General features: G+C 57.3%; 33 protein-coding genes. 26 read left to right on the top strand and 7 right to left on the bottom strand.

All coding sequences use genetic code 11. The features are described 5' to 3' along the window. Window positions 1-262 precede the first annotated feature (262 nt). From L2D14_01595 to L2D14_01535, 13 genes are all read left to right on the top strand, one after another. Entirely contained in the window at window positions 263-2,008 is a 1,746-nt protein-coding gene (locus L2D14_01595) for a peptidoglycan-binding domain-containing protein (protein WNK00135.1), read from the top strand. Window positions 2,009-2,118: 110 nt separating this feature from the next. Then, a complete protein-coding gene (locus L2D14_01590) occupies window positions 2,119-2,625 on the top strand; it encodes a hypothetical protein (GenBank protein ID WNK00134.1) in 507 nt (168 codons plus the stop codon). Window positions 2,626-2,637: 12 nt separating this feature from the next. Beyond that, window positions 2,638-2,898, top strand: coding sequence for a hypothetical protein (locus L2D14_01585; protein ID WNK00133.1), 261 nt, complete (start codon window positions 2,638-2,640; stop codon window positions 2,896-2,898). A gap of 106 nt (window positions 2,899-3,004) precedes the next feature. Then, the gene (locus L2D14_01580; protein WNK00132.1) at window positions 3,005-3,565 is read left to right on the top strand and encodes a hypothetical protein; all 561 of its coding nucleotides are present in this window, start codon (window positions 3,005-3,007) and stop codon (window positions 3,563-3,565) included. After that, complete coding sequence (locus L2D14_01575) at window positions 3,546-3,830, top strand: hypothetical protein (protein ID WNK00131.1); 285 nt, start codon at window positions 3,546-3,548, stop codon at window positions 3,828-3,830. The genes L2D14_01580 and L2D14_01575 overlap by 20 nt, the downstream gene beginning before the upstream one ends. A gap of 110 nt (window positions 3,831-3,940) precedes the next feature. Next, window positions 3,941-4,513 (top strand): hypothetical protein, encoded by a 573-nt coding sequence (locus L2D14_01570; GenBank protein ID WNK00130.1) that lies wholly within the window; start codon window positions 3,941-3,943, stop codon window positions 4,511-4,513. Between the two features lie 337 nt (window positions 4,514-4,850). Then, window positions 4,851-5,411, top strand: coding sequence for a hypothetical protein (locus L2D14_01565; GenBank protein ID WNK00129.1), 561 nt, complete (start codon window positions 4,851-4,853; stop codon window positions 5,409-5,411). A 17-nt stretch (window positions 5,412-5,428) separates the two neighbouring features. Further along, on the top strand, window positions 5,429-5,776 hold the full coding sequence (locus L2D14_01560; GenBank protein WNK00128.1) for a hypothetical protein: 348 nt from the start codon (window positions 5,429-5,431) through the stop codon (window positions 5,774-5,776). Window positions 5,777-5,966: 190 nt separating this feature from the next. After that, window positions 5,967-6,188, top strand: coding sequence for a hypothetical protein (locus L2D14_01555; GenBank protein WNK00127.1), 222 nt, complete (start codon window positions 5,967-5,969; stop codon window positions 6,186-6,188). A gap of 2 nt (window positions 6,189-6,190) precedes the next feature. Then, window positions 6,191-7,837, top strand: coding sequence for a portal protein (locus L2D14_01550; protein WNK00126.1), 1,647 nt, complete (start codon window positions 6,191-6,193; stop codon window positions 7,835-7,837). After that, entirely contained in the window at window positions 7,827-8,117 is a 291-nt protein-coding gene (locus L2D14_01545; protein ID WNK00125.1) for a hypothetical protein, read from the top strand. Before L2D14_01550 ends, L2D14_01545 begins: the two co-directional genes overlap by 11 nt. A 12-nt stretch (window positions 8,118-8,129) precedes the next feature. Next, window positions 8,130-8,843 carry a hypothetical protein gene (locus L2D14_01540; GenBank protein WNK00124.1) on the top strand — a complete coding sequence of 238 codons (714 nt, stop codon included), beginning with the start codon at window positions 8,130-8,132 and terminating at the stop codon, window positions 8,841-8,843. A 149-nt stretch (window positions 8,844-8,992) separates the two neighbouring features. Continuing rightward, complete coding sequence (locus tag L2D14_01535) at window positions 8,993-10,357, top strand: hypothetical protein (protein ID WNK00123.1); 1,365 nt, start codon at window positions 8,993-8,995, stop codon at window positions 10,355-10,357. Window positions 10,358-10,390: 33 nt separating this feature from the next. Here the strand turns inward: L2D14_01535 and L2D14_01530 are convergent, their stop codons facing one another. Next, window positions 10,391-11,077, bottom strand: a complete 687-nt coding sequence (locus L2D14_01530; protein ID WNK00122.1) for a hypothetical protein — start codon at window positions 11,075-11,077, stop codon at window positions 10,391-10,393. Window positions 11,078-11,231: 154 nt separating this feature from the next. Between L2D14_01530 and L2D14_01525 the strand changes: the two genes are divergently transcribed. After that, a complete protein-coding gene (locus L2D14_01525) occupies window positions 11,232-11,603 on the top strand; it encodes a hypothetical protein (GenBank protein ID WNK00121.1) in 372 nt (123 codons plus the stop codon). Between the two features lie 61 nt (window positions 11,604-11,664). Here the strand turns inward: L2D14_01525 and L2D14_01520 are convergent, their stop codons facing one another. Continuing rightward, window positions 11,665-12,306, bottom strand: coding sequence for a hypothetical protein (locus L2D14_01520; protein WNK00120.1), 642 nt, complete (start codon window positions 12,304-12,306; stop codon window positions 11,665-11,667). Between the two features lie 154 nt (window positions 12,307-12,460). Here L2D14_01520 and L2D14_01515 point away from each other — a divergent pair, with 154 nt between their 5' ends. Next, window positions 12,461-12,835 (top strand): hypothetical protein, encoded by a 375-nt coding sequence (locus L2D14_01515; protein WNK00119.1) that lies wholly within the window; start codon window positions 12,461-12,463, stop codon window positions 12,833-12,835. A 32-nt stretch (window positions 12,836-12,867) separates the two neighbouring features. Here L2D14_01515 and L2D14_01510 read toward each other — a convergent pair whose 3' ends face one another. The 3 genes from L2D14_01510 to L2D14_01500 all read right to left on the bottom strand — a co-directional run bounded on the left by L2D14_01510 (window position 12,868) and on the right by L2D14_01500 (window position 15,308). Beyond that, entirely contained in the window at window positions 12,868-13,554 is a 687-nt protein-coding gene (locus L2D14_01510; protein ID WNK00118.1) for a hypothetical protein, read from the bottom strand. A 142-nt stretch (window positions 13,555-13,696) separates the two neighbouring features. Continuing rightward, complete coding sequence (locus tag L2D14_01505; protein WNK00117.1) at window positions 13,697-14,965, bottom strand: type II toxin-antitoxin system HipA family toxin; 1,269 nt, start codon at window positions 14,963-14,965, stop codon at window positions 13,697-13,699. Further along, window positions 14,952-15,308: a helix-turn-helix transcriptional regulator gene (locus L2D14_01500; GenBank protein WNK00116.1), complete on the bottom strand. Its 357-nt coding sequence runs from the start codon at window positions 15,306-15,308 to the stop codon at window positions 14,952-14,954. Before L2D14_01500 ends, L2D14_01505 begins: the two co-directional genes overlap by 14 nt. A gap of 214 nt (window positions 15,309-15,522) precedes the next feature. On the opposite strand from L2D14_01500, the gene L2D14_01495 reads away from it, so the two are divergent. The 10 genes from L2D14_01495 (at window position 15,523) to L2D14_01450 (ending at window position 23,166) form a co-directional block, all read left to right on the top strand. Continuing rightward, the gene (locus L2D14_01495) at window positions 15,523-16,341 is read left to right on the top strand and encodes a phage capsid protein (protein ID WNK00115.1); all 819 of its coding nucleotides are present in this window, start codon (window positions 15,523-15,525) and stop codon (window positions 16,339-16,341) included. A 27-nt stretch (window positions 16,342-16,368) separates the two neighbouring features. After that, window positions 16,369-16,638 carry a hypothetical protein gene (locus L2D14_01490; GenBank protein ID WNK00114.1) on the top strand — a complete coding sequence of 90 codons (270 nt, stop codon included), beginning with the start codon at window positions 16,369-16,371 and terminating at the stop codon, window positions 16,636-16,638. 121 nt (window positions 16,639-16,759) lie between these two features. Further along, window positions 16,760-17,362 carry a hypothetical protein gene (locus L2D14_01485; protein ID WNK00113.1) on the top strand — a complete coding sequence of 201 codons (603 nt, stop codon included), beginning with the start codon at window positions 16,760-16,762 and terminating at the stop codon, window positions 17,360-17,362. 8 nt (window positions 17,363-17,370) lie between these two features. After that, window positions 17,371-18,111, top strand: a complete 741-nt coding sequence (locus L2D14_01480; GenBank protein ID WNK00112.1) for a DUF2927 domain-containing protein — start codon at window positions 17,371-17,373, stop codon at window positions 18,109-18,111. A 99-nt stretch (window positions 18,112-18,210) separates the two neighbouring features. Then, window positions 18,211-18,657, top strand: coding sequence for a cell wall hydrolase (locus L2D14_01475; protein ID WNK00111.1), 447 nt, complete (start codon window positions 18,211-18,213; stop codon window positions 18,655-18,657). 41 nt (window positions 18,658-18,698) lie between these two features. Then, window positions 18,699-20,444 (top strand): hypothetical protein, encoded by a 1,746-nt coding sequence (locus L2D14_01470; protein ID WNK00110.1) that lies wholly within the window; start codon window positions 18,699-18,701, stop codon window positions 20,442-20,444. 79 nt (window positions 20,445-20,523) lie between these two features. Continuing rightward, the gene (locus tag L2D14_01465) at window positions 20,524-22,209 is read left to right on the top strand and encodes a hypothetical protein (protein WNK00109.1); all 1,686 of its coding nucleotides are present in this window, start codon (window positions 20,524-20,526) and stop codon (window positions 22,207-22,209) included. 8 nt (window positions 22,210-22,217) lie between these two features. Continuing rightward, window positions 22,218-22,418, top strand: a complete 201-nt coding sequence (locus L2D14_01460; protein ID WNK00108.1) for a hypothetical protein — start codon at window positions 22,218-22,220, stop codon at window positions 22,416-22,418. Beyond that, entirely contained in the window at window positions 22,415-22,759 is a 345-nt protein-coding gene (locus L2D14_01455) for a hypothetical protein (protein WNK00107.1), read from the top strand. Before L2D14_01460 ends, L2D14_01455 begins: the two co-directional genes overlap by 4 nt. An 11-nt stretch (window positions 22,760-22,770) precedes the next feature. Continuing rightward, on the top strand, window positions 22,771-23,166 hold the full coding sequence (locus L2D14_01450; GenBank protein ID WNK00106.1) for a 3TM-type holin: 396 nt from the start codon (window positions 22,771-22,773) through the stop codon (window positions 23,164-23,166). A gap of 400 nt (window positions 23,167-23,566) precedes the next feature. On the opposite strand, the gene L2D14_01445 is transcribed toward L2D14_01450, so the two are convergent. After that, window positions 23,567-24,016: a hypothetical protein gene (locus L2D14_01445; GenBank protein WNK00105.1), complete on the bottom strand. Its 450-nt coding sequence runs from the start codon at window positions 24,014-24,016 to the stop codon at window positions 23,567-23,569. A 314-nt stretch (window positions 24,017-24,330) separates the two neighbouring features. Beyond that, window positions 24,331-24,864 carry a hypothetical protein gene (locus L2D14_01440; protein WNK00104.1) on the bottom strand — a complete coding sequence of 178 codons (534 nt, stop codon included), beginning with the start codon at window positions 24,862-24,864 and terminating at the stop codon, window positions 24,331-24,333. A 179-nt stretch (window positions 24,865-25,043) separates the two neighbouring features. On the opposite strand from L2D14_01440, the gene L2D14_01435 reads away from it, so the two are divergent. Continuing rightward, window positions 25,044-26,648, top strand: a complete 1,605-nt coding sequence (locus L2D14_01435) for a hypothetical protein (protein WNK00103.1) — start codon at window positions 25,044-25,046, stop codon at window positions 26,646-26,648. The last annotated feature ends 28 nt before the right edge of the window (window positions 26,649-26,676 follow it).

The following is a 26,676-nucleotide window of genomic DNA, read 5'->3' as shown; positions in this document are numbered from 1 at the left end:
ACCGAAGAGAAAATACACTCATTGCCCGATTTTTTTATTGACACCCCGCCTTTGAAAAATTAAAGTGCATTCAAGTCACGGGGGACAGGTGTGTCCGCATCCCGTGATTTTTCGTTTCAGGCCCCGGTGACGGGGCTTCTCCAAAACAATGTTTATTGCCGCGAAGGCGTCCATCCGGGCGCCTTTTTTTGTGCCTGAACCGATGCGCCCCGCCGAAAAACCGGCGGGGTTCTTTCATATGCAAATACAGGAGACCTGCACGATGTATAATCCGCTTGAACTGCGCGACGATCTGAAGAAAAACGAAGACAGGGACCCGTTCGGCCGGGTGCCGCCGAAACCGAAGCCGGAACCGGAGCTGACGAACCTGGGCGATGCGTCGAAATTGTCGCGTCCGGTCGGTGAGCAGGGCAAGAACGATCGCCGCGATGTCGCCAAGGTCGAAACCATGCTGGGCCGCAGCGGCGCGCTGGATTTGAAAAAGACCGACGGCCCGACCGGCTATTGGGGCGAGCGCACCCGCGAGGCGACGCGCGCGTTCCAGAAACAGAACAGGCTGAAGGTCGATGGCCAGATCAATCCGGGCGGCGAGACCATCCGCACGCTGGCCAAGGTCGCCGGGGGGTTGATCAAGACGCTCGCCGGAAACACGGCTGAGAAGGCCGATGCGGCACAGCCCGCCCCTCGTCATTCCGACACCCCGTCACGTCACCCCGGCGCAGGCCGGGGTCCAGAGCGTTCGGACAGCCTGGTTTCCGGCCTGGCCGGGCCAACTATCGACAAGCCGCCTGCGGAACACCCACCCTACGCGCTGTCCGATGACGTGGTTTCGGAAAACCGGCGCATGGCACGTGCTTTGGCGAAACGCCGTGGCATCGGCGACTTCGACCGCTTCACCACGGACGCTATCAACACCGACGGTGCCAAGGCGGTGTACGAGATCGGCGATCTGATCAAGCAGGTCCGCGACAACGACCCCCAACAGGCCGATGAGCTGCTGGAAAAGACCCGTCAGGGTATCGCGCCCGCCAACGTGCGGCTGCTGGCGCAAATTGCCGCCGCCGAAGGAGCCGATCAAGTGACGGAACCGGCTCGGCGGGACGCGCCCGCCCAACAGACGCCCGAGTCTCAGGACGCCCGGAGTCCGTCCGCGCCGAAGGATAAAACGGATGATCTCAAATCGCCGGATGACCTGATGCTGGAACCGGGCGCCAAGTACCGCGATCCGGATGAATGGACGGGTAAGCTCGGCGAGACGGCGGGTGACATCGGCGGTGCCGCTGCCGACGTTGCCAAGTCGGCATGGATCAACGCCACCGGCAGCCCGCAGGAGGTGAAGGACAACCTGTCCAATCTCTCGAAGGAATACCGGGCCAAGGGCTACACCAAGGCCGCCGACAACCTGGATCATTTCCTTAACGGCAAGGGCGCGGCGAAGACGATCCCGCGCGACGAAGCGCGCAAGGATCCGTTTATCCGGGACGCCGAGACCGAAAACCGGAAGCGGTTCGAGACGCAGACGTTCCTCGGAATCTCAGGCAAAGAGGTCAACAACCGTAAACTGCGGTCCCTCAAGGATGGTGAAACAACTTATCTGGATGACTATTGGGACGTCGAGCGGAAAGCCGGTGGCGCGATCGACGATCTTGCCTCTCTTGACCGCTCGAAGCGAGATGACGCGTTGGCGGAAGGCCGCAAGGATTTCACATCGAAGGCTAGGTTCACGGCGACACGTCGTGGCGATAAAATTTACATACAAGGAAATGTAGATCACGACGGTAGCGAGCGGTACGACTTCGAGTCTGGCGGGATTGGGGACATGATGGGCGCGAAGAGTCTTTCAGATGCTGATATTGCTCACGAATTCACCACAATCCGGGAGTGGGGTCAGACATTCGAAGGCACAGTGGATGTATCGCCCGCCAAGAACGGTAATGCTCTTACTAATCCGCGGTTCAAATGGCAGGACACGTGGAAGGATAAAAATCCGAAAAATCGGAGTTACTAGTCTGCAAGAAATTTTGCGCCGTCTCCGGCGTGTGGCGGCGCAAATTTTCTTCCGGCCCTTCCATACATATTCGAGAGAGTAAGAAATCCAGAAATAACAGGATAGTAACAATGACCTACCCAAGAAATGAAAAATCGGCAGAAGAAAAAAAAATTGCGATCCACCGCAGAACTACAGTCAGGCACAACGTAATAGTGGCAGGGCTGGTTTTTGTAATTTTTTGGGTTCTCTTCATGCCAGTTCGTTTTTACCAGCCGACCTGCGAAAATCGTTATGGAGATGTTGTGACCGTCTTGGATTCACGATTGTCCCACACATATCAAAAATCGCTTCTCTACGCCCTGTCCTATTCGGAAATTCCATATTTTCAATTGGGCGAGCGAGTACTCGTTCCGCTGAATTTTGGAAATATTTTAACTAGATCGTTGAACGATAAGACGGCTTTAGATGCAGCAATGGTTTATGCCGACGACCATCCCGATTCCGAGGTAGCTATATTGAACAGGGCTGTTGCGGACGCCGAAATTGGCGCCAACCCGGATGCACGTGGTGATGCCGCAAAGGATAAGCTGAAATGCGACCTTATTAAGGCCGTCGTCAACCCGACCCTGAAATAGTTCTGCTCTCCGTTGCAGCAACAATATCCACATCAAGGCCGCGTCGATCAAGATGGCTCGGAGACATATGATTTCGAACCTGGTGATCTCGGCGATGTGATGGGGGCGAAGGAGTTGGCGGACGCCGGCATCGCCCACAACTACAAGATCAACCGGGTCTGGGACCAATCCTTCGAAGGGACGGTCGATATCGTGCAGACACCTAACGGAGAGGAATTGGCCAATCCGCGCTTCACTTGGAGCAATCTGCCGGAGGCTCGTCCTAAACGATAAACCGCCGCTTTTCAGTCACACCGTCATTTTAGGATGGCGGTGTGACAAAAGCGCTCTAGACCTATCATGAGCGAAAGCAAGCACAAGATACGGACAGGATTTCAGCATGACCGACGACCAAAGCAACGATGAAAACGAACGCAAACGCCGAGTTCGGGCCAAATGGCGACAGAGGCTGGCCGTCCTTACCGTTATGGGCATTGCCGTTTGGTGGGTAACAACGATGCCCATGACGTTTTACAACCCCTATTGCGGCGCCGGGAATGAGGGGTGGCGGGGTGAACATTACGGGACGCATCTCTCCACGTACTATCGGGAAACTCTCACCCGTGCGCTGGCAAACAGTGGCGTCCCTTTTTTCGAAATCGGCGACCGTGTATTGGTGCCGCTCGTCCATCCGGGATTGTCTGATTCTCGCAATAGCAGAGTAGAGCGGTTCTTCGATATTGTCTTCAACGACACAGACAGATCATGGGATTCGACGCATTGGAAAGTGGCTTATAACGCTCTTTCCAATTTTAAGAAAAAACACCCGAATTCAGAGATATCGAAGATGTATGTGACGTGGGATACCCAATTGGGGAGCGGTGAGCGGGGTTCGTATTTGGATAAGGATGTTCGGTTTTGCGAACTCACCAAGCGCATTGTTGATCCGAGCTTGGAATAGCCAACTTTCCCATTGCGACAACAAGGTCCACATCAAAGGTCGCGTCGTTCATGAGGGGAACGAGAACTATGACTTCGAATCCGGTGATCTCGGCGATGTGATGGGTGCGAAGGGATTAGCCGATGCCGGTCTCGCCCATAATTTCCGCACAATTCGCAAGTGGAGTCAGACCTTCGAGGGGACTGTAGATGTAACGTCCGGCTCGCATGGCAATATTCTTTCGAATCCGAACATCAAGTGGTTCGACAAGGTGCCGGGCAAGTAAGTGGGGCTTGAAAAGATTCACACCGTCACTTTCGAGTGGCGGTGTGAATTTTCCCTATGGTCCTTGCATAAGTGGCAATAGAAACAAGCAGTTAAAGGTAGGAGTGAATTTTGGAAAAAAATAACGACTTATTTGATAAAGCAACTGGTGGAGAAAAGCGGCGTCGCCGGAAGTCGAACAGACGCTGGTTCATTTGGGGGCTGTCGGCAATCGTGGTTCTTTGGATAAGCTACATGCCGGTACAGTTACACCGACCGTTTTGCGAAACCGAGTCCGTTAAACTGCCGAATGAAGTCTACGGCCCAAAATTGTCGAAAATTTATCGCGAAACCCTGAAAAATTATTTTTCTGGGTCCAACACGCTGTATCTGGAAATAAATGATATGGTGTTGGTGCCATTTATCGAAAATGGTGACGAGGCAAATCCCGTTGATCCGTTAGGGCGGGTCTTGCTTCTACTTATAGATCCACTTGATTTTATTTGGGGACAAACCAACGCCAAGATCGCATCCTGGTCTGTGCAGCGTTATGTCAATGCACACCCCGATTCCGAGATTGCCAAACTGGACCGCGCCTATTCCGAGGCTGTATTTGGCGACAATCCAAAAAAACTCGACCGATTGCAGAAATCCGAATTGAAGTGCGACCTGTATCAAGCCATCACCGATCCGAACCTGAAATAGCATTCCGCAGCAAATAAAATCCACATCAAAGGTCGCGTCGTTCATGACGGGAACGAGAACTATGACTTCGAATCCGGTGATCTCGGCGATGTGATGGGGGCGAAGGAGTTGGCGGACGCCGGCATCGCCCACAACTACAAGATCAACCGGGTCTGGGACCAATCCCCGCTTTAATTGGCACGACACAAAGCCCAATCAGGCTAAGCCATAAACCGCCGCTTTTCAGTCACACCGCCATTTTAGGATGGCGGTGTGACAAAAGCGCTTTGGACCTGACATAGGTAAACGCAGACATACGATGGTAAACGCAGGCATACGATGCAAGCGGGACGGAAGAATGACACAAGATCGAAATACCAACGAACCAAGGCGAAGCCGCAAGCCCATGCCCGAGTGGCAGAAATGGATAATTGGATATGCTATCGTCGGTATACTTCTTTGCGCGATCGCGTATCTGCCGATGCGGCCCTATCGGCCATTTTGTGATGCCAATTCCCTTAACACCCCTGTCGAATTCTATGGCGCGCATTTGAATGACTGGCACCGGAAACGGCTCCGCTATTACCTGGAATCTACGGATACGTTCTACGTCGAAATTGGCGAAATGATTATCGTGCCGCTGGTCGAGAAAGGCTACGACGGTCCAAGAGGGTTTTTCGGGCTCTTGTTAGATGGTGCGCTGAGTTCTCGTGCGTCGAATTGGCGTCAAGCGAACGGCAAGGTCGAGGACCTGATGCCGTTTTACTATGCACAGGATCATCCGAACTCGGAAATTGCAGAGCTATATGCAAGCTATAGTGCGCTGAAAAAATTCGATAGCGGCTCGCCGGAGGAAACTGCGGCGGAACGAATGCACTGCGATCTCATCAAGGCAGTCACCGACCTAACCCTGAAATAGTTCTGCTCGCACCACCGATGCCGGGGGCCGCGCCGTTTCCGGGCGGCGCCGCACCGGCCTCGCCCGAGGATATCGACAAGGCGTTGAAGAGCGCAGGCGAGGATCTCGAAAAACTCGCCCGCGATCCTGCATTCCTGAAAACACCGCTCGGCAAGGCGATGATCATGCAGGGAATGTTCAAGGACGTGCTCGATGGTAACGGTGCTTCACCACGCACCGACATCGCCGAGCCGATGCCCGACCGGGAGGAATTCCCGGCGCATGAGGGCGACCCGCGCGACGATGTCATGGTGTCGTATGCCGTCATGAAGGACAGATTTGCGACACACTGTATAAATGAAAAAATTTTATTGACACACGGATAGGTATTTTTTATAGTTACCTCAAGTCCCGGGGACAAGTGTGTCCGCAATCCGGGGCTTTTGTATATTGGCCGGGCTTTGGCATGAATTGGCGGCCAAACGCTCAATAACTTCAGAAATAATGAACTTTTTTCGCAGGGCGTCCATTCGGGCGCCCTTTTTTGTGCCTGAACCTTAGATAAGGAGAATGAACATGGGTGGATTCTTTTCCGCACCGTCCGCACCGCCACTGCCGCCGCCGACACCGGTGACGGACCCGGCCGAGGACGAACGTAAACGCAGGCTCGAGGCTATCGAGCGCCGCCGCCGCGGACGTGCAGGGACCATCGCCACGTCGGAGCGTGGCGTACTTGAACAAAGCAGCGCTCCCGCTCAGGCGGCGGGCAGCGGGCTTAAAGACAAGCTTGGAGACTGATCATGAGCGAGAAAGAAACGACACTCGATCCGGAAAAATTGATCCAGCGCTATACCCGTGCCAAGGAACGCCGCCAGCCTTGGGAAGGGCATTGGCGTGAATGTTATGAATTCGCTTTGCCGCAACGCGACGCCGTGATTGCCGGGGCTTCGCCCGGGGCCAAGAAGGGCACACGACTTTACGATGCGACGGCGACCGATGCCGTGGATCAGCTAGCCGCCAGCCTGCTGTCGGAACTGACCCCCCCATGGGGCCGCTGGTTCGACTTCAAGCCCGGCCGCGAGGCACCCGAGGCGCAGCACGATGCCATGGCCGACCTTCTCGGCCATACGGCGGCGGCGCTGCAAGGGCATTTCGACCGTTCAAACTTCGCTGTCGAAATGCACCAGTGCTATCTCGATCTGGTGACGGCGGGCACCGCGTGCCTGATGTTCGAGGAGGCGCCTATCGGAGAAGCCTCGGCGTTCCGGTTCACCGCCGTGCCGCTTGCCGAGGTGGTGTTCGAGGAAAGCCTGTCGGGGCGGCTCGATGGCACGTTCCGGCGCAGCGAACTGACGATGATGCAATTTGCCGAGCGCTATCCCGAGGCGGTGCAGGGCGACAAGGAAGCCGAAGACGAAAACGCCGACATGAAAGTTGCCGTGATCGAAGCCGTCTATCCGGGGAAGCGCGGCTATGACTATGTCGCCGTCCGTGAAGCCGGTGAAGGTGCCGGCAATGAGGCCCGGGTGCTGCGGTCCGGCACGTTCCGATCCTCGCCGTTCATCAACTTCCGCTGGGTCAAGGCGCCCGGTGAGATCTACGGCCGCTCGCCGGTGATGAAGGCGCTGCCCGACATCAAGACCGCGAACAAGGTGGTCGAGCTGATCCTTAAGAACGCGTCTATCGCCGTTACCGGGATCTGGCAGGCCGACGACGACGGGGTGTTGAACCCGGCGACGATCAAGCTTGAGCCGGGCACCATCATTCCGAAGGCGGTCGGGTCCGCCGGCCTGACGCCTTTGAAGCCGGCCAACGACATGACGCTGTCGACCGACGTTCTTGAACAGATGCGCAGCCGCATCCGTCATGCATTGATGGTCGACATGCTGGGCCAGCCCGACAAGCCGGACATGTCGGCGACGGAAGTCGTCGAACGTTCGCTGGAAATGGCACGGCTTCTGGGGGCGACCTACGGGCGGCTGCAATCGGAACTGCTGACGCCGCTGGCGCTCCGGGCCGTCGGTATCCTGCAGCGCCGGGGCGAGATCACGCGTTTTGAAATCGACAGCCGTGTCGTCGAGATGACCTACACTTCGCCGCTCGCCAATCACCGGCGCCAACGCGATGCCGGGTTGGTCCGTGAATGGATCACCGCCGTCAATGCGCTGGGCCCTGAAGCCATGAAGCTGATGGATCCGATCAAGACGTCGCGTTATCTGGCCGCCGCTTACGGCGTGCCGGAAGACATCCTGCGCAGCGATGACGAAATGGCCGACCTGCCGATGGGGGGCGCGGCCGACCTGCCGCAGCTGCCGGGTCTCGGCGACGGCAATTTCCTGGGAGCGCTGGGCGATGTGCTCGGCTCCGGGGCGCCAGGTGCCGACGTAGCGGGTGCAGGCGCCGAGCCAACCGGCGCCGAAACGCCGGAGGTGACGCATGTCCAGTAATCCGATCCGTGTGGGTGACGCGGTTGCAGATGATCCCAGGCCGGACCCGACGGAACTCGCGTTAATTGCCGCGCGGTGTTTCCAGGGCGCGGACGGGCGCAGGCTGCTGGCGTATCTGCGCACGATCACGCTGGAGCGGGCGCTCGGGCCGGACAGCGGGGATGCGCATCTGCGTCATCTCGAAGGGCAACGTCAATTGGTCAGCCACCTTCAGGTGCTGATCGAACGTGGCCGAAACGGACCTATGTCCGAGTCAAATTCAAATCACATAAACGACTGACAGGAGACGACCATGATTGAGACTATGAAAGAAAACCATCAACCGAATTCCGCAAGCGAAACCGAACCGTCGCAGATGACCGGCGAGCCACCGGCAAAGCGCGCGCGTCCGAAGGGCCTGCCCGACAAGTTCTGGGACGAGGAAAAGGGCCAGGTTCGTACCGGCTCGTTGTGGCGTTCGTATCAGGCGCTGGAACAACGGTTTTCGCGCGGCACCGGAATTGTCCCGGAGACCCATGAAGATTACTGCATCGACTGCGGCGACAAACAGAGCGATCCCGATGTCGACAGAATTCTGCATCAGGCAGGGTTCACCAACGAACAGGCGCAACTCGTCTATGACCTGGCGCAAAAATACGTCGAGCCGCACCTGCAGGACGCGCGCCGCGGTGCCGAAACGGCGGGCGTTCAGGGCCGGCTTGAGGAGTATTTCGGCGGCAAGGAACGCTGGAACACGGTCTCGCGACAGCTTGGTGACTGGGCAAGAGCGCATCTGCCCGAAGAAGTGACGCAGGCGCTCGGCTCCTCGTTCGAAGGCGTGCTGGCACTTCATCGCATGATGGAGGCGGACGAACCGGGCATCGCGCGGGACGGCAATCGCCAAGCCGGCGATCTCGACGAAAAGAAACTTCGCGCCATGATGGCCGATCCGCGCTACTGGCGCGACCAGGACCCGGCGCTGGTCGAGAAAGTCCGCGCCGGCTTCGAGAAGCTCTACCCGGGCTGACACACGGCCCGGGTATGAGGCCGGGGCCGGGTTGGACCCGGTCTTCGGGGTCGAGCGCGTTTGGGGTATTCGCAGCTCCCCCGTGACTGGCGGGGGTGCCGTTCTCTTCCGGCGGCACCCCCGTCCTTTTATCAAGAAGGAGACAATTTATGGGTACGACCGACAATGCAGCCGCAGATACCGCCGTACGGAATCTTCAAACCGCATCCGCCGCGCGGGCTGAACGCGCATCGGGCACAAACCTTGCCGGGTCCGTCGGGATCGGGGGTGAGAATGCACCCAAGGACGTGACGAAAGTCTCAAGCGCACTGGCCGCCAACGGTTTGATGGATGCACCACAGGCGCATGCCGACGCAACGCTGTTCAAGGGCATCATCGGTGCCCAGGAACGTATGGACAGCACCCTCAAGCGGGACGGTGTCGTCAACCCGGGCGGGCCGACGGAGCGGGCGTTCTCGCGCCTTGCCGGGCAGGGCTTTGTCAAACAGCCATCCACACCGCCCCCTGCCACCGGGGACGCGGCGCTGAACGCCAAACTGCGTGCCGATGCGAAGCACGACGCGGTCGCCGCCGCCGAGGCACGCATCAAGGCGAACCTGAGCGACGAAACCCGCTCCGACTACCGCAAGGCGCAGGACCGCGACCGGCTTGAAAAAGCCCGCGAGGACGCCCGGCGTGCCGACGCCCGCGCTCGCCACGAACAGGCCGAGCGTGCGCGCAGGCTCGAGGAAAAACGCGCCGCCGGTGCCCGCAAAGCCGCAGCGGATGCTAAACAGGCCAGTGCTGAATACCGCCAGCGTGCCCAACGCGGCCTCACGCTTCTCGTTGAAAAGGCGGGCGACGTGCTTGAATCCGCGCTGGGTGAGATGACCCGTGATTACGGTGCAGAGCGGAATCCGGAAATGGCACAAGCCGACGCGCCGAGCCTTGCGTCCCGTCCGGGCTCAATCCGCGCGGCCACCGATCCCGGCAGCGAAGATGAAAAGCCGGTGCCCGACGATCCCAGCCAGGACGATCCGGACGAACCGAACGAAACACCGGACGATCCGGGCCAGAACGATCATGGACAGGACGATCCCGAGGATCCGTGCGCCCGCTACGAACAGGCGGTTGCCGACGCCGAGGACGAGGTCGAAGCGTTGGAAGCCCGCGCCGACGAGCTGGAACGCGAGATCAACGACCTCGCTAACCAGGTCATGGAACTGGAACGTCAGAAGCAGCAGATTCTCGACATTTTGCGCGGCATGCGGACCTACTACTTCGGCGCGGGGATGCATCCGTCGCTCGTCATTACCGGGATCGACGCGTTTTTCGGACCGGACAAGAAGGAATATCTACGTGATAGGAATCAACTTCTTGCCGATTTAACCAAGCTTCGCGGCGAGGTTGCCAATATTCGATCAATCATGCAGCTAAAGGTGGATGCGTATCGGGAGTCGATTGCTGATCTGGCAGAAGCGAACAGGATGCTCGCGCAAGCCAGGGCGGACCTTGCGAAATGTCAACGCACGTAGAAGCTAGCTGAGCCTGTGAGCATAGTGCCAGAATCATTTCAACGATTTTCGGGTTTCGGTCCACCGCAGAGGATTCGGGTTGGCGTCATAATTGATGCCATCGCGAATATCTTTGGCGATGGACCGTCTCTTTTCGCCCGGCAGGTGGAGGTACGCCTGCCTTTTCAGTAATGCGTCACGAAAAGCATCCCGTAGGCCAGCATTATCTAGAACACCTAGGGCATCACGATGCCTAGTAAAGTCGATAAAATACTGTTGCATTAGTTCCTCGTCCGATAATCCGCGTGAACATATCGTGGCCGCGAATAAATTGTTCTCGGGCGGAGCTTGCTCGACGCCGACGATCTGCGGATGCATGAGAGCAACAGCTGCCAGATAAAAATTTGCGGAGCACATGCCTTTCAATGCCGCTTTTCGGTAGGCTTTGACGGCACCTGCTGGATCCTTGCCGCCACAGAGGCCTTCATACTTGTCATCGCCGATGCGGAGGTATGTCACAGGTGCCGCTTCTTTCGCGGCCAGTTTCTCGAAAATGGCATACCCTTCCTCGCACTTGCCGTCACGGAGAAGGCGGTCGGCACGGAAGATGGAATCCTCCGCCGGGAACAGCGGCCACCGCTGCGGCAGCAAATTGATCAGCACGAAAAACACGGCAATGCCTGCGGCAAGAAACACCAGTTTTTTTCTTGTGTTCATCGGTGGTTTGCTGCCGTTGCCCATCACATGCTCCGTTGTTCCGATCCTACATCCGTTATGCAAGGACCGGTGCGGTTTTTTAGCACGTTCCGGTTGAAAGGCTAAGTCTTGCGATCCCGAGGATCCGTGCGCCCGCTACGAACAGGCGGTTGCCGACGCCGAGGACGAGGTCGAAGCGTTGGAAGCCCGCACCGACGAGCTGGAACGCGAGATCAACGACCTCGCCAACCAGGTCATGGAACTGGAACGTGAGAAGCAGCAGGTGCTTGAGCGGCTTCAGGGCATGACGGCCGTTTACGTCGGGGCCAAGCTACACCCGGACGCCGGGGTCGGAGAGTTCAACCGAGCCTTGGGGATGAGCGATGAAGAGTTCTATCGTCAGAGGGAAGAGCTTTTGGACGAATTGGATCGTATACAACGGGTGCTCGATCCTGTTCGCGACGATATGCGTGATTTTTTACATGAAAGGCAAGATATGAGCGCAAAATTAGCACACGCACGTGGACAGCTCGCCCGCGCTGAGGCCGATCTTCGGCGCTGTGAAGGTTAATGAACCTTGTGAACAGGATTCCTGACGGGCGAATGAAGTTAGACGATTGTGTGTCTGCACCTCACCGGTCGGTTTTGGGATTGGCATCGTAGCCATGACCGTTGACGAGTGCCGTCACGATCCTCTTCTTTTCGTCCGCTGCTAAAGTTTTGAAATTGCGGCGTCGTTCCAGGGCTTCCAGGAACAGCGGCTTCAACTGTTCGAAAGCAGGTGGCAAGGACCTGCTCTCGAAAAACAGTGGAACGATCTTGTCATCACTGGTGTTGAAGGCACACATCGTAGAAGCGAATAGATTATTCGCTGGTGATACCTGTGTAACGCCCGGCACGTCTGGATGAAGCAGTGCGATTCCGGCGAGCCGGAAGTTAGCACCGCAAGCGCCTTCTCGTGCGGCCTGTCGGTAAGCGGCGATAGCGCCGGGCAGGTCCTGGCCACCGCATGCGCCGCGGTATTTCAATCTGCCGACCGTTTGCCACGAAACGTCGTAACGGCCGTCGGCGGCCCGCTTCTCGTAAATGGCATAGCCTTCCTTGCATTTGCCTTCGGCAAGCAATCGGTCGGCTCTGATGGCGGAGTCGTCTGCCAGAAAAAATGGTTTCTCGATTGGCAACAAGAATATCAGCCCTAGTATCGTCAGTAAGACAGCGATAATAGCTGACGTCTTCATGCGTACGACCAGCGGCGAGCTACTTAAATCGTCCATGATGTGCTCCATCGTTCCGATCCTGCATTTGTTATGCAAGGACCGGTGCGATTTTTTAGCACGTTCCGGTTGAATAGCTAAGTCTTGCGACCCCGAGGATCCGTGCGCCCGCTACGAGCACGCGGTCGCCGACGCCGAGGACGAGGTCGAAGCGTTGGAAGCCCGCGCCGACGAGCTGGAACGCGAGATCAACGACCTCGCCAACCAGGTCATGGAACTGGAACGTGAGAAGCAGCAGATCCTCGACATTTTGCGCGGCATGCGGACCTACTACCTCGGCGCCGGGCTGCATCCGTCGCTCGTCATCACCGGCGTCGATGCGCTGATCGGATCGCGCAAGGGCGATTATCTGCGCGAACGAAGAAAGCTATTGAACAAGCTGGCTGAACTTCGGGAAGAAGTGAGTGACCTTCGGCTCAAAATGACGCAAAGAAACGATGCACACAGGGAAACGATTGCCGATTTGGCGGAAGCGAACAGAATGCTCGCGCAAGCCAGGGCGGACCTTGCGAAATGCCAGCGAGAGTAACGGTGTGTCTTGGTCCCAAACCTTGCCATCTTTCACTTCAATGGTTTGCGGGCTGCGGTCCTGCTGAGGGGCTCTGGATTGGCGTCATAGCCGATACCGTCACGCATATTCTCGGCGATAGGTCGTTTGTGCTCATAAGGGAGAGAGAGGTAGAACTTTCTTCCTTCTAATGCCGTTCGGAATGCATCCCTGAGGTTGGCGTTATCTTGGATACCCAGCGCATCACGATGCCTCGTCAACTTGTTGAAATATCGATGGATCAGTTCTTGATCAGTAATCCCGTTCGAACAGATTGCTGCAGCAAGTAGATTGTTCGCGGGCGGGGCCTGATCGACGCCGTCGATGTTCTGGTGCTTGAGGGCGACGGCGGCTAAATAGAAATTGGCGGAGCACGTGCCTTTAAATGCCGCCTTTCGATAGGCTTCGATGGCGCCTTTAATATCCTGCCCGCCGCAGAAGCCCTCATATTTGTCGTCGCCGATGCTGAGGTAGTCGGCACCCGAGGGAGATTTCGCCGCCAACTTTTCGTAAATGGCGTACCCTTCCGTACACTTTCCGTCACGGAGAAGGCGGTCGGCACGGAAGATGGAATCCTCCGCCGGGAACAGCGGCCACCGCTGCGGCAGCAGATTGATCAGGAGGAAAAATGCACCGATGCCTGCGGCAAGAAACACCAGTTTTTTTCTTGTGTTCATCGATGGTTTGCTGCCGTTGCTCATCACATGCTCCGTCGTCCCGTTCCTGCATCCGTTATGCAAGGACCGGTGCGGTTTTTTAGCACGTTCCGGTTGAAAGGCTAAGTCTTGCGACCCCGAGGATCCGTACGCCCGCTACGAGCACGCGGTCGCCGACGCCGCAGGATTATCCGAACTCTGGTGCGCCTTCGAATGCAAACGGGTTCAGGAACATGCGCTGACGGAACAGGGTGCGCTCGACGTCGTTCATTGAGGCCTCGTCGCACACGGCATTCCAGTTGTCGCGAATGACATCGATCTGTTTGGCGATAATGTCCTTCGCATCGTTGTCGTCCAGCAGGAAGTTCGGCGTCGCCGTCAGACAGTTTTCAAGCGTACTCATGCGGTTGTTGCCTGTGATCAGCATTGCCTGACTCGCTTCGTTGCCGGCGCGGCCTTGCGGGCAAATGTCGTATGCCGGGGTCAGGGTCAGGTACGTGCCGTCCCAGAATGCCGCATGGTTGCGGGCATGATCATCGGTATTGCCGCACAGGATATTGAAGACGATGCGCCCGAACAACTCATGCAGCGTTGCCTTCGGAGACGTAAAGCGGTGGCGGATGACCTCCGCCAGATCTTCGTAACTGGCATAGCGCGCCATCATCTCGTCGAGACCCAATATGGTTAGGGCCGACACCAGCGCCTTGCGGTGCCAGCCGCCCGCCGTTGGGGTTCGGTCAAAGCGTTCGACCAGAAGCACTTCTTTTCCCTGTACGCGTTCCAGCACGACAGGGGCCACGTCGAGCCCCGCCATTGCCGCGAGACGCATCGCGACGTACTCACCCTTGACGACATTATACGTATCGGAAGAGGACGAGAACTTGGCGATCAGCTTGCGGGTGCCGTCGATCAGCATCGCCTTTGGCCGAGCGCCGCCCAGTGACGTCCCGTGGTTGAGCGCCAGTTCCAGTTCGGGCGTCAAGGGGATGCCCTGTTCGACCATTTCAGCGGCGCTCTGAAGTTCCTTGAGTGTTGCGCTCCGGGGAGCGCGGGGTATGTATTCTTGCGCAGACAACTGAAAGTCCAGAGCGCCGATCCGGTCGGAACCCGATTGCAGAAGATATGCAAGCTCGTCTAGCGCATCGATTTCGATATTTGTACCCTCCCGGCCGAAGACCCGGTTGAGGATCACGCGCCGCCCCCAGGCGTCCGGCGCGCCGTCGCGCAGACACCCGGCCATGTTCAGTCCGGGCTCCGGCATGATGGCGCCGCTGCGCAGAGGTAATTCCGGCAGAAAGATCGGTATCGCTTCAGGGCGGTCGAGATAGCTTTGACCGTAATTGAAGATCAGGCGCTCTGCGTCGCGGGCAACGCGCCCGGCGACGACAGGTTCGGCAGCATCCGGCAGCCAAATCCAAACAAAAGCTTCATCGGCGCTTGGATCAGAAGTCATCATTCACCTCTGTTTTTGCAGGCCGGACCGATTTCGGCAGCAGGGAAAGTTTGTCGCGCGCCTGGGACAGGTGGCGCGGCAACGCTGACGGGTCGTTATCGAACAGGCGCACGCCGACGATCGCCGCCAGTTCGAAAGCGGCCCCGATGGAACTTCCCGGATCACCCCGTTCGACGCGCTGAACGAGACCGCGCGATACGCCTGCGCGTTCCGCGAGTTCCTTAACACTCAGTCTGCGTTCGATGCGGGCATTGTGAATTTGTATCCCCAGAAGCTCTGCAGCTTCGCGGGCATAGCGGGAAAAGCTTCTGTTTGCAGGCTTCGCCATTTCGTCACTATGATCCATTAACAAGTCATGTATAGTATAAATGATCTATTTATAGATCACAATATTCGATTTTTCACTTTTGCATCAGGATAACCGGGCGCGGACATGTTCGTGTCGCCCGGCCTTGATTGCGCGTCCCGGCAGCGTGGGCGGCATGACACGGCGTCATGCCACAACCCGCGCCGGCCGGTTTTCACTCAAACTTAACATCAACTGAAATGGAGAAGGACCTATGTCCACTTCCGTCGAACAATCGTTCGTCAAACATTTCCAGGCGGATGTCCATCTTGCTTACCAGCGGATGGGCTCGAAGCTTCGGAACACCGTTCGGACCAAGAACGACATCAAAGGCTCGTCGACCACTTTCCAGAAGATCGGCAAGGGCACGGCGTCGACCAAGGCGCGTCACGGCAAGGTGCCGGTGATGAACGTCGATCACGACCCGGTGGAGTGTACGCTCTACGACTACTACGCCGGTGACTGGGTCGACAGTCTGGACGAGCTCAAGACCGCGCACGACGAGCGCGGTGTGATCGCGCGCGCCGGTGCTTATGCACTGGGGCGTAAAACCGATGAGCTGGTCATCGAACAGCTCGACACCTCGACCAACTATGCCGGTACCGGCGCCGACGGCCTGACCAAGGCCAAGGTGCTGAGCGCGTTCGAGATGCTCGGCGATGCCGACGTGCCGGATGACGGTGAGCGTTATGCCATCGTCGGCTGGAAACAGTGGTCGGACCTGCTGGCGATCTCGGAGTTCGCGCATGCCGATTATATCGGCGATGACGATCTGCCGTGGAAAGGCACCCAGGCCAAGCGTTGGCTGGGCGCTTTGTGGATGCCGCATTCGGGCCTGACGAAGACGTCGAACGTCCGGTACTGCTACTGGTACCACAAGACCGCGATCGGCCATGCCGTCGGTTCCGAAGTGAAGACCGACATCACGTGGCACGGTGACCGCGCCGCCAACTTCATCAACAACTCGATGAGCCAGGGCGCGGTGCTGGTCGATACGGCCGGCGTGGTTTCCATGCGCTGCCTCGAATCCTGATCATCAGTAACTGAAAGGAGACCGACCATGGCCTTCAAATCGAAGGATCTGAGCGTGCTGGCCTATGCCAACGGCTTCACGCTCTGGCACTACACGACGGTGGATACCGCCGCGGCTGTCGATACGGCAGGCTACTTCAACGATGCGGCGGACATGCTCCGTGTCGGGGACATGCTGTTCGCCAACGTCGATACCGACGGCACGCCGGCGGGGGGCATTTTCTATGTGAATGCCAACGCATCCGGCACCGTCGACATCGCCGACATGACGCAGATCGGCGGTAGCGACACCGACTGATCGCGCACTGGACAGAGAAAACTGTCCGCAGCCTGCCGGGGCTTCCTGGCGCCCGTATGGGTGGGGCCACGCCGAAAAACCGGCGTGGCCCTTTCATATGTTTAAACCGAAGGAGTACCAAATGTTTTATCCGTTGAAACTTGCGAGCCGTGTCGACCGTGCCGCACAGGTCCACGAAGACGACACGCTGCAGACCAAGGCCACGCTCAAGGCGCTCGGCCATTACAAGACACCTTCATACGGCATGACGCCGTACCCGGACGAGCCGATGTTTGACGGCATCAAGGCGTATCAGAAGGCTAATAAGCTCAAGATCGACGGCGTGATGAAGCCGGGTGGCGAGACCGAGCAGTCCATGAACGAACGGGTTGCCGAAGCACAGGCCGCCGAGCGGGAACGGCATGGGGCCACGGCCCGCCGGAAGGAACGGCGCGATGCGCTTCAACGCGAACGGCGACAGAAGACTTCGGACGAAGACTCTCCGTTCCTAGATACATTGGAAAAGGCATCCAGAGAAAAGCTGGAAGACGATGCAAAGAAAAAATACATCGACGAAGTAACAAAGGATTCGCAGAGGAAGGATGCCGTGCGAAGAGCGAAAACATCACCCAAGAACGCGCGCCCCTTCCGTGGCGGCAGTGGCGGTGGGATGGGAATCAATCCAAAACGCTATTCTCCATACGGCCGCGGCAGTTATGATCCCTACGAGTGGCTGGACATGTAGGTCAGATAGTGAAGCGAACAATCATCGATGTGCTGACGAATGGCGGATGGTGGCGAGCTATGGCAAGTGCCGGGCTCGTTGCCATGTTGCCGCACGCGGCGTTTGGTGCAGACGCGCAAGGCGCCGAGCGGGACTGGGCGTTTGTGCGTCAGGTTCTGCTGACCTACGAGTTCAAGAAGGGGAGCGGCAATATCTATCGTTGGTTAAAATCACCGAAATACTACGCTTTTCTGAAACACCCGTCCCAAAATGGTGCCGTTCGCCGTGCAATCGACGAAATAGATGCAGTGCTGGACGATATCCGCGTAACCTTGGTCTCAAAGAGATCAGTAAAATACGACGCATTGATCAGTGTGATTGCCCAATCCGAGATGCAGAGAATTTGGGCCGCTGCGGGGTGTGGCGAATTTTTCAAGCATGAGGTGGACGGGGCCACCTGTATTCACGTTGATGCTGAAACAGATACAATTGATTCTGTCCTTATTTTGATAGATGAGGATCAGGACGAGTACGCGCAGGCGAGTGCGTTACTTGAAGAAATTTATCAGTCCTTCGGCGTTAGGAATGACCATCGGATTTACCGCGAAAGCCTAACCTATGACGGCGCTGACCGAATTCACCGAATAACGCTGGCGCCCATCGACAAGAAGGTTCTGGTCTTCCTCTACAAGTACTTAGAACCGGGTGACGATGAAGCGACCGTGCGGCGCAAGTTCGATGCGCACTGGCACGAGATTGTCGTCGACTGAATGACATAAATACGTTCGTACGATAAATCGAAGGTTCATCCGCCGCCGGCATCCCGCCGGCGGCTTTTTTGTTTTCAAAACCGAAGAAGGAGAAGACCGATGTCTGAACAGACAGCGAACGATTGCGCGCGCCGCGATCGGGAAATCGATGTGCTGGCCCGCACGATCTATGGCGAAGCACGAGGCGAGCCGGTGCGCGGCAAGGAGGCCGTGGCGTGTGTGATCCTCAACCGGGTGCGCCGTGCGAGACGCCGCGGCGGATATTGGTGGGGCAACGACCTGATCGAAGTATGTCACAAGCCGTGGCAATTCTCGTGCTGGAACGACGAGGATCCAAACCTGGAAAAACTGCTCAAGGTCGACGGCGGCAACAGTGTGTTCAAGACCTGCAAGCGCGTCGCCCGACGCGCGCTGGGCGGTGCGCTCAAGGATCCGACCGACGGCGCCACGCATTATCACGCCATCGGTGTCGAGCCGCCCTGGGCCAAGGGCCGCGAGATCGCCGCCACCATCGGACGGCATGTCTTCTACAACAACGTGGAATAGGGCGTGACCCGTTCTATCGCTTCCAGGAAAGGAGAATGATCGTGAGTGATCAAATCCAGATCGGCGATGTTGCCCCCCGTGTCCGCTACACGGCGGACGGTACGATATCGCACTACAGCTATCCGTTTGCCATTTTCTCCGAACGGGATCTCGAAGTTTTTGTTGGCGGCGTTATGCAGACGTTAAATGCCGACTATACGGTCGCAGGCGCGGGCGAACGCGCCGGGGGTGTTGTCGATTTCGTTTCGCCCCCGCCTGCCAATGCTGCGGTGACGCTTGTCCGTCGCCTGAGCATTCGGCGCACGTCGGACTTCGTCACATCCGGCGATTTCAAAGCCGGGATTATCAACGGCGAACTGGATTTCCTGTCGGCAGGGCTGCAGCAGGTCAACGACGACCTTGTCCGCTCGCTCCGGCTTTCGAAAACGGATACACAGGCGGCACTGACGCTGCCGGATACGGCTTCGAGGTCCGGGCGGGCCGTCGTATTCGATGCGGACGGGAACGCCGGAATCAGCAGTTTTATCGACACCGTCACGGGCCTGTCCGTTTCAACGGCCTTGCCGCTTGCGGACAGCGGTTCAGGAGCGGCCGGATCATCCGGGCAGGTAAGCGCCGCCGACCATGCGCATCCCTTGCCGGAACTGACGGATTTCGGTATCGCGTCCGAGGCCGATGCGGTGGCAGGTACGGACGACACCAAGGCCATGACGCCGCTCCGCGCGGGGCAGGCTTTTGCCGCACTGGGCGTTCCCCTGGATCAGACGGCACGAGATCTGGCGGCGAGCGCACTCGCCTATGTCATGGCGTCGAACGATGCCGCAGGCATTACGGGAAACGTTGGTCCGTTCTTGCTTGCTGACGACTTTGCGATCGACAGTCTCGGTGTGGCTACCGGCGCACTCTATGATGCCAACGGTGACTATTATCATAATCCGCCATTTGTGACGTTTGCGTCGGCCGATTATGCCGGCGCTGTCGGCAGTTTCACGCTGACACCGGACGGCAGCGTCATGCCGACGACGTACAACTTGGGCATCTATCGGACAGCCGTGGTCAGCGGAGATTTTGACCTGTCCTTTACCTGGACGACGGTGGGTAGCACCAGCGGCACGACAGGTTTAAAAGTCGCCTGCCTGCTGGCCTCGGCAATCGGGTCATTCAATTCGACTGTGGGCGTCGATTTCGGACTGTCAGGCGCCAACATTCCGTTTGGCATCATGCATGCATCAAACACGTTTTATCTGATGGGCGACAATAGCTCCGAAGCGACGATTTCCGTTGCCGGCGGCGATGCGTTCCGGATCAACCGGGAAGGCTCGACGTTCAAGGTCTACAAGAACGATGTTCTGCTGCGGACCATGACGGCGGCCTCGAGCGCAGACGTGTATATCGCCGTCGGCGTCAATGCGCCGGGTTCATACGACAGGATCGATAATTTCGGTTTTGACCTTGGCGCGCCGGCGAACATGACGCTGGCGCCCTCAGCGGTGACACTTGATACCGCCAATCCTTCGGACGTGATGGCATATGTGGTTCTTGAACCGCAGGAGAGCATTACACCGGGAACCGACCTGACGATGGAGATCAGCATCGATGGCGGCGTCACGTTTACGATGGGGACGTGGACCAAGGTCGGCAATCTCGGCGCGGTGGGTAAGGAACTATATCGGATCGAGACGGATGTTTCGTCGCAGGCCGGGGCATCGCTGAGTTATCGGCTGAAATCGGCCAACAATAAGCAGGTCCGCTGTCACGACTGCGTCGGCCTGATTGCGATGTACTGACGGCGTACGCGTAGGCAAGCGAACCGCGCTTCCTCAGTGCGTATGCGTCTCTTCAATTCAATGAACCAGGAGTAAAGTTATGACGGATCATATTCAGATCGGTGATGTTGCGCCGCGTATAAATTATACCGGCGACGGCGTCACGACGACCTATGCGTATCCCTTCCCTGTCTTTGCAGGACCCGATCTAGAAGTTTATGTCGACGGAGTTCTGCAGATACTGAGCACCGCATATACGGTTACGGGTGCAGGCCAAAGTACCGGCGGCACCGTGATTTTTGCGATGCCTCCGGATGACGGTTCTGTAATTCTGATATTACGGCGCCTGACCATCGCCCGGACATCCGACTTTCAGGCGTCGGGTGAATTCCGCGCCAAGGTCATCAATGACGAGCTGGATTTTCAAACTGCCGTCCTGCAGCAGATCAATGACGATCTTGGGCGGACTGTCAGATTGCAGCGCACCGACGCTGCAGCCGTGCTGGAACTTCCGGGTGCGGCCGCGCGTGCGGACGGTGCATTGACCTTCGATGCCGAAGGCGATGTGACCATCACTGCCGTTGCCGACCTGGGCGATGTCGCGGTTATTTCTCAGGCAGTGCCGTCTGCTGGGAGCAGCGGGGGAAGCGCCGGATCATCGGGGCAACTAAGCGCCGCAGATCACCGTCATCCCTTTCCGGCATTGGCGGATATTGGAATCGCAACGCAAAGCGAGGCCGAAATCGGCGGCGACAACACCAAGGCGATGACACCATTGCGGACTGCCCAGGCCATTGCCAAACTTTTCGCGGGAACCGATCAGCTTGCCCGTGACATGGCGGTCAGCGCGCTCGCTTATGCCATGGCGGCAAACGACGCCACCGTCATCACCGGAAGCGTCGGCAAGTTCTGGCTGTCGGACGACTTCGAGAGCGACAGTCTGGCAACATCGCTAAATGCCACGTATGACGCCGCCGGGGATTATTATCACAACCCGTCACAAGCCCTCGTTGCGGGTGGAACAGGAACAGTGATCGGCGATATGACGTTGGGCGGCGGGCTTGCGGCGGCTTTCGACGGGACAACGGATAAGGGGTATGCTGCCGGTGCTTATAAAACCGTGACCAGCGGCGCCCTGGCCTACATCGGCAAGGATTGGGGAAGCGGCAACACCAAGACGATTTCGAAGTATGTCGTCTATGCGACCAACGATGTCGGTTATGACCGTGATGGTGACGGGACTCAGACATTCAAGTTGTATGGTTCTACGGATAATTTTTCATCCTCCAACGTACTGCTGGCGAGCAACACCATTGCCGATGCCAACAGCGCCATCCTGACGGTTGACAGCGGGATCACGACGTCTAGCGCTTATCGTTACCACCGCATTGAAATCGACGTGAACTCACCGCATGGCGAGGCCTGTATCGCCGGGGTCGAGTTCTATGAAACGGCATCGCCGGGCGACATGACGCTGACGCCGTCGGCGGTGACACTGAGCACCGCCGACCCGCTGGATGTCATCGGCTACTTCACTCTTGAGCCGGTCGACAGTGTCACCTTCGGTACGGATATCGTCGGCAAAATATCCATCGATGGCGGCACCACCAAGGTCACCGGCACCTGGACAAAGGTCGGGGATATATCGGCGGACAGTCAGGAACTGTGGCGGCTCGAAGCCGATGTGTCGGCGGAAAGCGGCGCCTCGCTTGTCTATGAAATTACGACAGCCAACAGCAAACAGATCCGGCTGCACGACTGTGTCGGCCTGATCGCAACTTATTGAGGTGAGACATGAGTAAATCCTGGAAACGCAATCAGCGCGAAACCCTTGGCAGGAACGCACCGGCGACGGAACGCGAATATGACCTGATGGTCGTGCTTGCCGATATCATCGAAGCGACGGCACCCGGTCAGCGCTCAACGGTGATGACGGCGTTACTTGAGGAGGTCCGCGCGGCACAGGCGGCGCACCCCGAGGGGGGTGGCGCATGAGCGAGGATAACCAGGCCTGGCACATGGATAAGCGCGTGCCGATCGGCATCATCGCCGCGCTCGTCGTGCAGACCGTGGCGCTTCTCTATACGGAAGCGGCATGGCGTGCAGAAACCGGCAGCCGCATCAACGCGCTGGAAATTGCGGTTGACGACAATGTCGCGTTGCGCCGCAAGCAGTGGGACCGGATCGAGTTGATCGAGCAGCAGCAAAAGCTGCTCGACTCACAGCTTTCCGGCCTTGATGAGCGAACCCGGGGCATCGCCCGTCAAACCGACCGGATCGTCGACATTCTGCTCAAACAGACACCGCACTCGAACAGCGGCGATAACCGGAACTGAGGAGAGGTATCATGATCGGATTAATCGCAAGTGTCGCCGGGCCCCTGTTGAAGGGGATGTTCGACATCATCGACCAGAGTGTCGAGGACAAGGACCAGGCGGCGAAGATCAAGTCCGTCCTGCAGCAGAAAGTGCTGGACGGGCAAATGAAGGAAATCGAGGCCGCGGCGAGTATCATCGTCGCCGAGGCCAACGGCGACAGCTGGCTGCAGCGTAACTGGCGGCCGATGCTGATGTGCCTGTTCGGTGTGATCGTCGCCAACAACTACATCCTGGTGCCGATTTTCGGTACGGCAAGCGCCGAGATCCCGGACGACATGTGGGATCTGCTCAAGATCGGTGTTGGCGGCTACGTCGTCGGCCGCTCGGTCGAGAAAGGCGTCAAGGTATGGAAGGGGCCGGCGTAATGCCGGCTCCGTCGTCCATCGATCCCTGGCGCACGATGCCGTTACGGCTGCGCATGGATAACTCTTGCATTGGCATGTGTGTTCTCCAAGTGGTTGTCAGTTCCGATTATGAACGGAGCGGCGAAAGAAAAAATGGATTCGACGGAAGCCAAGTGCCTAGGCGGTGCTATATCACGGTGTAATACCAGTCGTTCTCAACCCAGTACCCAAAGAGATGTATGGCTTCAGAAGCGATAAAGACCGCACAAATCAAATAACGTTCTATCCATGGCAATTCACACCATTTCTGCATGCTGCCAAACTTGTGGGTAGAGGTACAACAGCGTCAGTCACATGAAATAATTGGATGTGATGACAAATATGTGGGACAGCAGGCTCCCCAATGCGAGTGGTAACACGATCAGCGAAAAAGAGTTCCCCGCTCATATAGCGATAGTACAGGAAACTGAGTGCGGCGCATAAGCCATCTTATGAATAGATATAGAGGCACGCCCAGCACAAGCACTGCAATCGCCAGCGAATACCACGTGCGCAGAATGATCGTCAGCGACGATGCCAGATAACTCATCGGGAAAACGTAAATGCCGTAACACGTCACGGGTATTAAAATATGCCTGCTGATCGAACGAGCCCTGAAAGTAAAAAACGACGTTGCGAGGGCAATGCCAATAAGTCCCGGAATATCCCCATAAAAACGGTTTAAACGGATGTGTGTATGGACATCGCTGTTCCCCGCGGCGGCTTCATAAACGATCGAATAAGGCAACCAAAGTGTTAGCGCCAAGGCGCTCGCCAGCGTGCTGAATACGACGATTATCCGAAGCACCTCGGTGCCGTTGCGGTGCTGCATTTCGCCCTCCGATATCATGCACCCGGACTATGTAAGGTTCGGACGGTTTTTTCATTCCTAAGGCACATAAATTTCCGCACTTACACCAGCTATTAGGCGCCTAATAGTTTGGCGCATTTGTATGTGTGGGCCATTGCCAAGTGGCAAACATGAACCTGCCTTTTATGAGGTAGGTAAACCAGAAGCTTATCCAACAAAGGAGTATATCAAATGAGCGATTACAAACTGACGGTTTATGCTGATCAGGACGGCCGCGTAGGCCACTTTTCGATTGGAGTGCACGTGCAAAATCATGAATCGCTCTTGCGTCGGCATCAGAAAAAGAACTCAAAGAATTTGGGGTCCAGCATGCCGCGAAAAACAATATACATCTGGGGCAGCGCGAAAGCGGCATAGAAGGCAAGGTGTTCAAGAACCGAACCGGAAAACCGGCATTCATCTCGAAGTATCCATCGGAGCAAAAAGTAGGGGGGGTACGCGAGTATTGAAATGCCGAGCACAAATGTAAGCCACCCTGGTATTGCGAATTGGATTACTGTTATAAGATTTACGATAAAAAAGAGCCACATAGCTGCTGCCACGAGGCAAAAGGCGACACGTTTTCTCAATCGCTCTGTGCGAAAAATTATCAACGCGTTTACTGCGGAAAGTCCTGCCAGTGGGTACCAGTAATATATCCAGAGAATTTCAATCGACGCGATACTGATAAGTGTGGAAACCGATTCATTTGTCTTCACGACCTGCACCAAGATGTAGGCCTGCGGCAAAAGGTACATCACGACAGTTATAACGATCAGTGTCGCCACGATGCCGTTTCGGCTGCGCATGAATAGCTCTTGCATTGGCATGTGTGTTCTCCAGGTGGTTGTCAGTTTCGATTATGAACGGGCCAGAACGTAAATTCGAAGACTTCCTGAAAATTTATGAGTTTTCCCAATCCCGTGTTTGCGGGTTCTTACGGTGCGTTTGCGCCAAACGGTCCGGGCGTGTCCTGGAAATCATCCAACTTTGAACAGGAGTAAGGGTTATGAGCGATTACAAACTGACAATTTATGCCGACAAAAGCGACGAATTCGGACATTTTTCGGTTGGCGTGACCGGTCCGGGCATCGATGAGCCGATCATCGGAAAGCATCTTCGAGATAAAACAATTGCCGGGAAAGTCGGCGCCGTCATCGGTGGTGCGCCGGGGGTAGTGCGGGATGATTCCGAGCGCAAAGGCAAGTCGACCGTTATTGAGCGATCAATCCCCATGACGAAGGAGCAAGCGCAGAAGGCAGCGGAATACATTGCCAATGCGCGGGCCAATCCGGGCGAATATGAGCTATTCGGTAAAAACTGCGTTGAACTTGCGCAGGGCGCGCTGGATGCATCCGGTGCGGACGCACGCATCGACAAGATGTTCACCGAACAGGAACTCGATGAAATGGGTGATTTTGGCTATGGCGCAGGTGATCTGGCGCAACGCCGGGGTCATCTCCGCGATATGGAAAAGATTATCTCCCAGACAAAGCCGGGTGCAGAGCGCCGCAAAGCGATCCGTGAGTACTGGAAACGAGGTGGTGAACTGGTCCCGGACGATGTCGAAAAACCGAGAGCCGAACCGGACGAAGTTTCCAAAGCGCCTGTGGGCGTGGGACTTGGGGCCGAGGCGGCGCGGAATGCTGCCGAGGATGCCGAAACGAACGCGCCGCAAACTGACGACGGTGATGCGACTTCTGACAGCGTGCCGGAGTCCGCGCGGGCCAAGGCAATGGCGATTGTCGCCAGCGGCAAGAATGGCCGTGGTACGGATCAAGGCACGGACCAGGGCACAGACCTGGGCGCGGGCGGATTCGAAAGTGACCTCGACGATCTGATGCTCAAACCCGTCGACGATCTGACCGAGGACGAGGCCAAGGCGCTCGGTCAATGGTCATGGAAACTTAAATCCAACGATCCCAGACGCCTTGAGATCGAAAACCTGCGCCGTGGTTTCTATGTTCTCAACTACGGCGACAAACCCGTTGATAACGATGCCACCGGGCGCATGATCGCACCCGAACCGGTGCGCAAGATGCCTGAGAAACCGAAGGCTTTGGCGTCACCGAACGGTGAGCCGGTGGCGGACGCACTGCAACGGTTCGCGGCGCGGATCGCCAAGCCCGTGCATGATGACGGCGAGACAAACGTGGTGAAGGCGTTGCAGTCGGGCCTGTCGATGTTTGGCGACGTGCTCAAGGTCGATGGGGTCTCCGGGCCGAAGACCAAGGCGGCGCTGAAACGCACCGTTGCGCGTCACGGCGCCGGCAGGGCCGAGGAAGCGTTCGGTATCGGACGATTCAGAAACTTCGCCGAGACCGAGCGTAACACCGGCGGCTCGGCGTCGGGTCTCAAACGGACCGTCGAGAAAGAGGTGCAGCCTCTGTTCGGGGCTGGGAAGCCGAAAGTCGCGGCCGAGACGTTGCAGGAGAGCCTGAACGATCTGGGCGCAAAGGCGGCCCAAGAGCGGAACAAGCCCGCACCGGAACCGCTCAAGGTCGACGGTGATATCGGGCCTAAGACCACGGATGCATTCCGTTCGGCGCTCGCCGAAAACGGGCCTGAGAAACTGACGAAGTCCTATACGTCGATGCTCGGATTCTCCGACTAGGCGCGCGTCGCCGATATTCGACCACTGC

The sequence above is a fragment of the Thalassospiraceae bacterium LMO-JJ14 genome (assembly GCA_021555105.2).
Classification (GTDB): Bacteria; Pseudomonadota; Alphaproteobacteria; order Rhodospirillales; family Casp-alpha2; genus UBA4479.
Note: the sequence above shows the minus strand (reverse complement) of the source record. Positions and strands in the feature narration are given on the sequence as shown.

Coding starts and splice junctions, on each gene's coding strand:
- L2D14_01595 (WNK00135.1), top strand. CDS start 263: ATGTATAATCCGCTTGAACTGCGCGACGATCTGAAGAAAAACGAAGAC.
- L2D14_01590 (WNK00134.1), top strand. CDS start 2,119: ATGACCTACCCAAGAAATGAAAAATCGGCAGAAGAAAAAAAAATTGCG.
- L2D14_01580 (WNK00132.1), top strand. CDS start 3,005: ATGACCGACGACCAAAGCAACGATGAAAACGAACGCAAACGCCGAGTT.
- L2D14_01565 (WNK00129.1), top strand. CDS start 4,851: ATGACACAAGATCGAAATACCAACGAACCAAGGCGAAGCCGCAAGCCC.
- L2D14_01560 (WNK00128.1), top strand. CDS start 5,429: ATGCCGGGGGCCGCGCCGTTTCCGGGCGGCGCCGCACCGGCCTCGCCC.
- L2D14_01555 (WNK00127.1), top strand. CDS start 5,967: ATGGGTGGATTCTTTTCCGCACCGTCCGCACCGCCACTGCCGCCGCCG.
- L2D14_01550 (WNK00126.1), top strand. CDS start 6,191: ATGAGCGAGAAAGAAACGACACTCGATCCGGAAAAATTGATCCAGCGC.
- L2D14_01545 (WNK00125.1), top strand. CDS start 7,827: ATGTCCAGTAATCCGATCCGTGTGGGTGACGCGGTTGCAGATGATCCC.
- L2D14_01540 (WNK00124.1), top strand. CDS start 8,130: ATGATTGAGACTATGAAAGAAAACCATCAACCGAATTCCGCAAGCGAA.
- L2D14_01535 (WNK00123.1), top strand. CDS start 8,993: ATGGGTACGACCGACAATGCAGCCGCAGATACCGCCGTACGGAATCTT.
- L2D14_01530 (WNK00122.1), bottom strand. CDS start 11,077: ATGGGCAACGGCAGCAAACCACCGATGAACACAAGAAAAAAACTGGTG.
- L2D14_01520 (WNK00120.1), bottom strand. CDS start 12,306: ATGGACGATTTAAGTAGCTCGCCGCTGGTCGTACGCATGAAGACGTCA.
- L2D14_01510 (WNK00118.1), bottom strand. CDS start 13,554: ATGAGCAACGGCAGCAAACCATCGATGAACACAAGAAAAAAACTGGTG.
- L2D14_01505 (WNK00117.1), bottom strand. CDS start 14,965: ATGATGACTTCTGATCCAAGCGCCGATGAAGCTTTTGTTTGGATTTGG.
- L2D14_01500 (WNK00116.1), bottom strand. CDS start 15,308: ATGGATCATAGTGACGAAATGGCGAAGCCTGCAAACAGAAGCTTTTCC.
- L2D14_01495 (WNK00115.1), top strand. CDS start 15,523: ATGTCCACTTCCGTCGAACAATCGTTCGTCAAACATTTCCAGGCGGAT.
- L2D14_01490 (WNK00114.1), top strand. CDS start 16,369: ATGGCCTTCAAATCGAAGGATCTGAGCGTGCTGGCCTATGCCAACGGC.
- L2D14_01485 (WNK00113.1), top strand. CDS start 16,760: ATGTTTTATCCGTTGAAACTTGCGAGCCGTGTCGACCGTGCCGCACAG.
- L2D14_01475 (WNK00111.1), top strand. CDS start 18,211: ATGTCTGAACAGACAGCGAACGATTGCGCGCGCCGCGATCGGGAAATC.
- L2D14_01465 (WNK00109.1), top strand. CDS start 20,524: ATGACGGATCATATTCAGATCGGTGATGTTGCGCCGCGTATAAATTAT.
- L2D14_01460 (WNK00108.1), top strand. CDS start 22,218: ATGAGTAAATCCTGGAAACGCAATCAGCGCGAAACCCTTGGCAGGAAC.
- L2D14_01455 (WNK00107.1), top strand. CDS start 22,415: ATGAGCGAGGATAACCAGGCCTGGCACATGGATAAGCGCGTGCCGATC.
- L2D14_01450 (WNK00106.1), top strand. CDS start 22,771: ATGATCGGATTAATCGCAAGTGTCGCCGGGCCCCTGTTGAAGGGGATG.
- L2D14_01445 (WNK00105.1), bottom strand. CDS start 24,016: ATGCAGCACCGCAACGGCACCGAGGTGCTTCGGATAATCGTCGTATTC.
- L2D14_01440 (WNK00104.1), bottom strand. CDS start 24,864: ATGCCAATGCAAGAGCTATTCATGCGCAGCCGAAACGGCATCGTGGCG.
- L2D14_01435 (WNK00103.1), top strand. CDS start 25,044: ATGAGCGATTACAAACTGACAATTTATGCCGACAAAAGCGACGAATTC.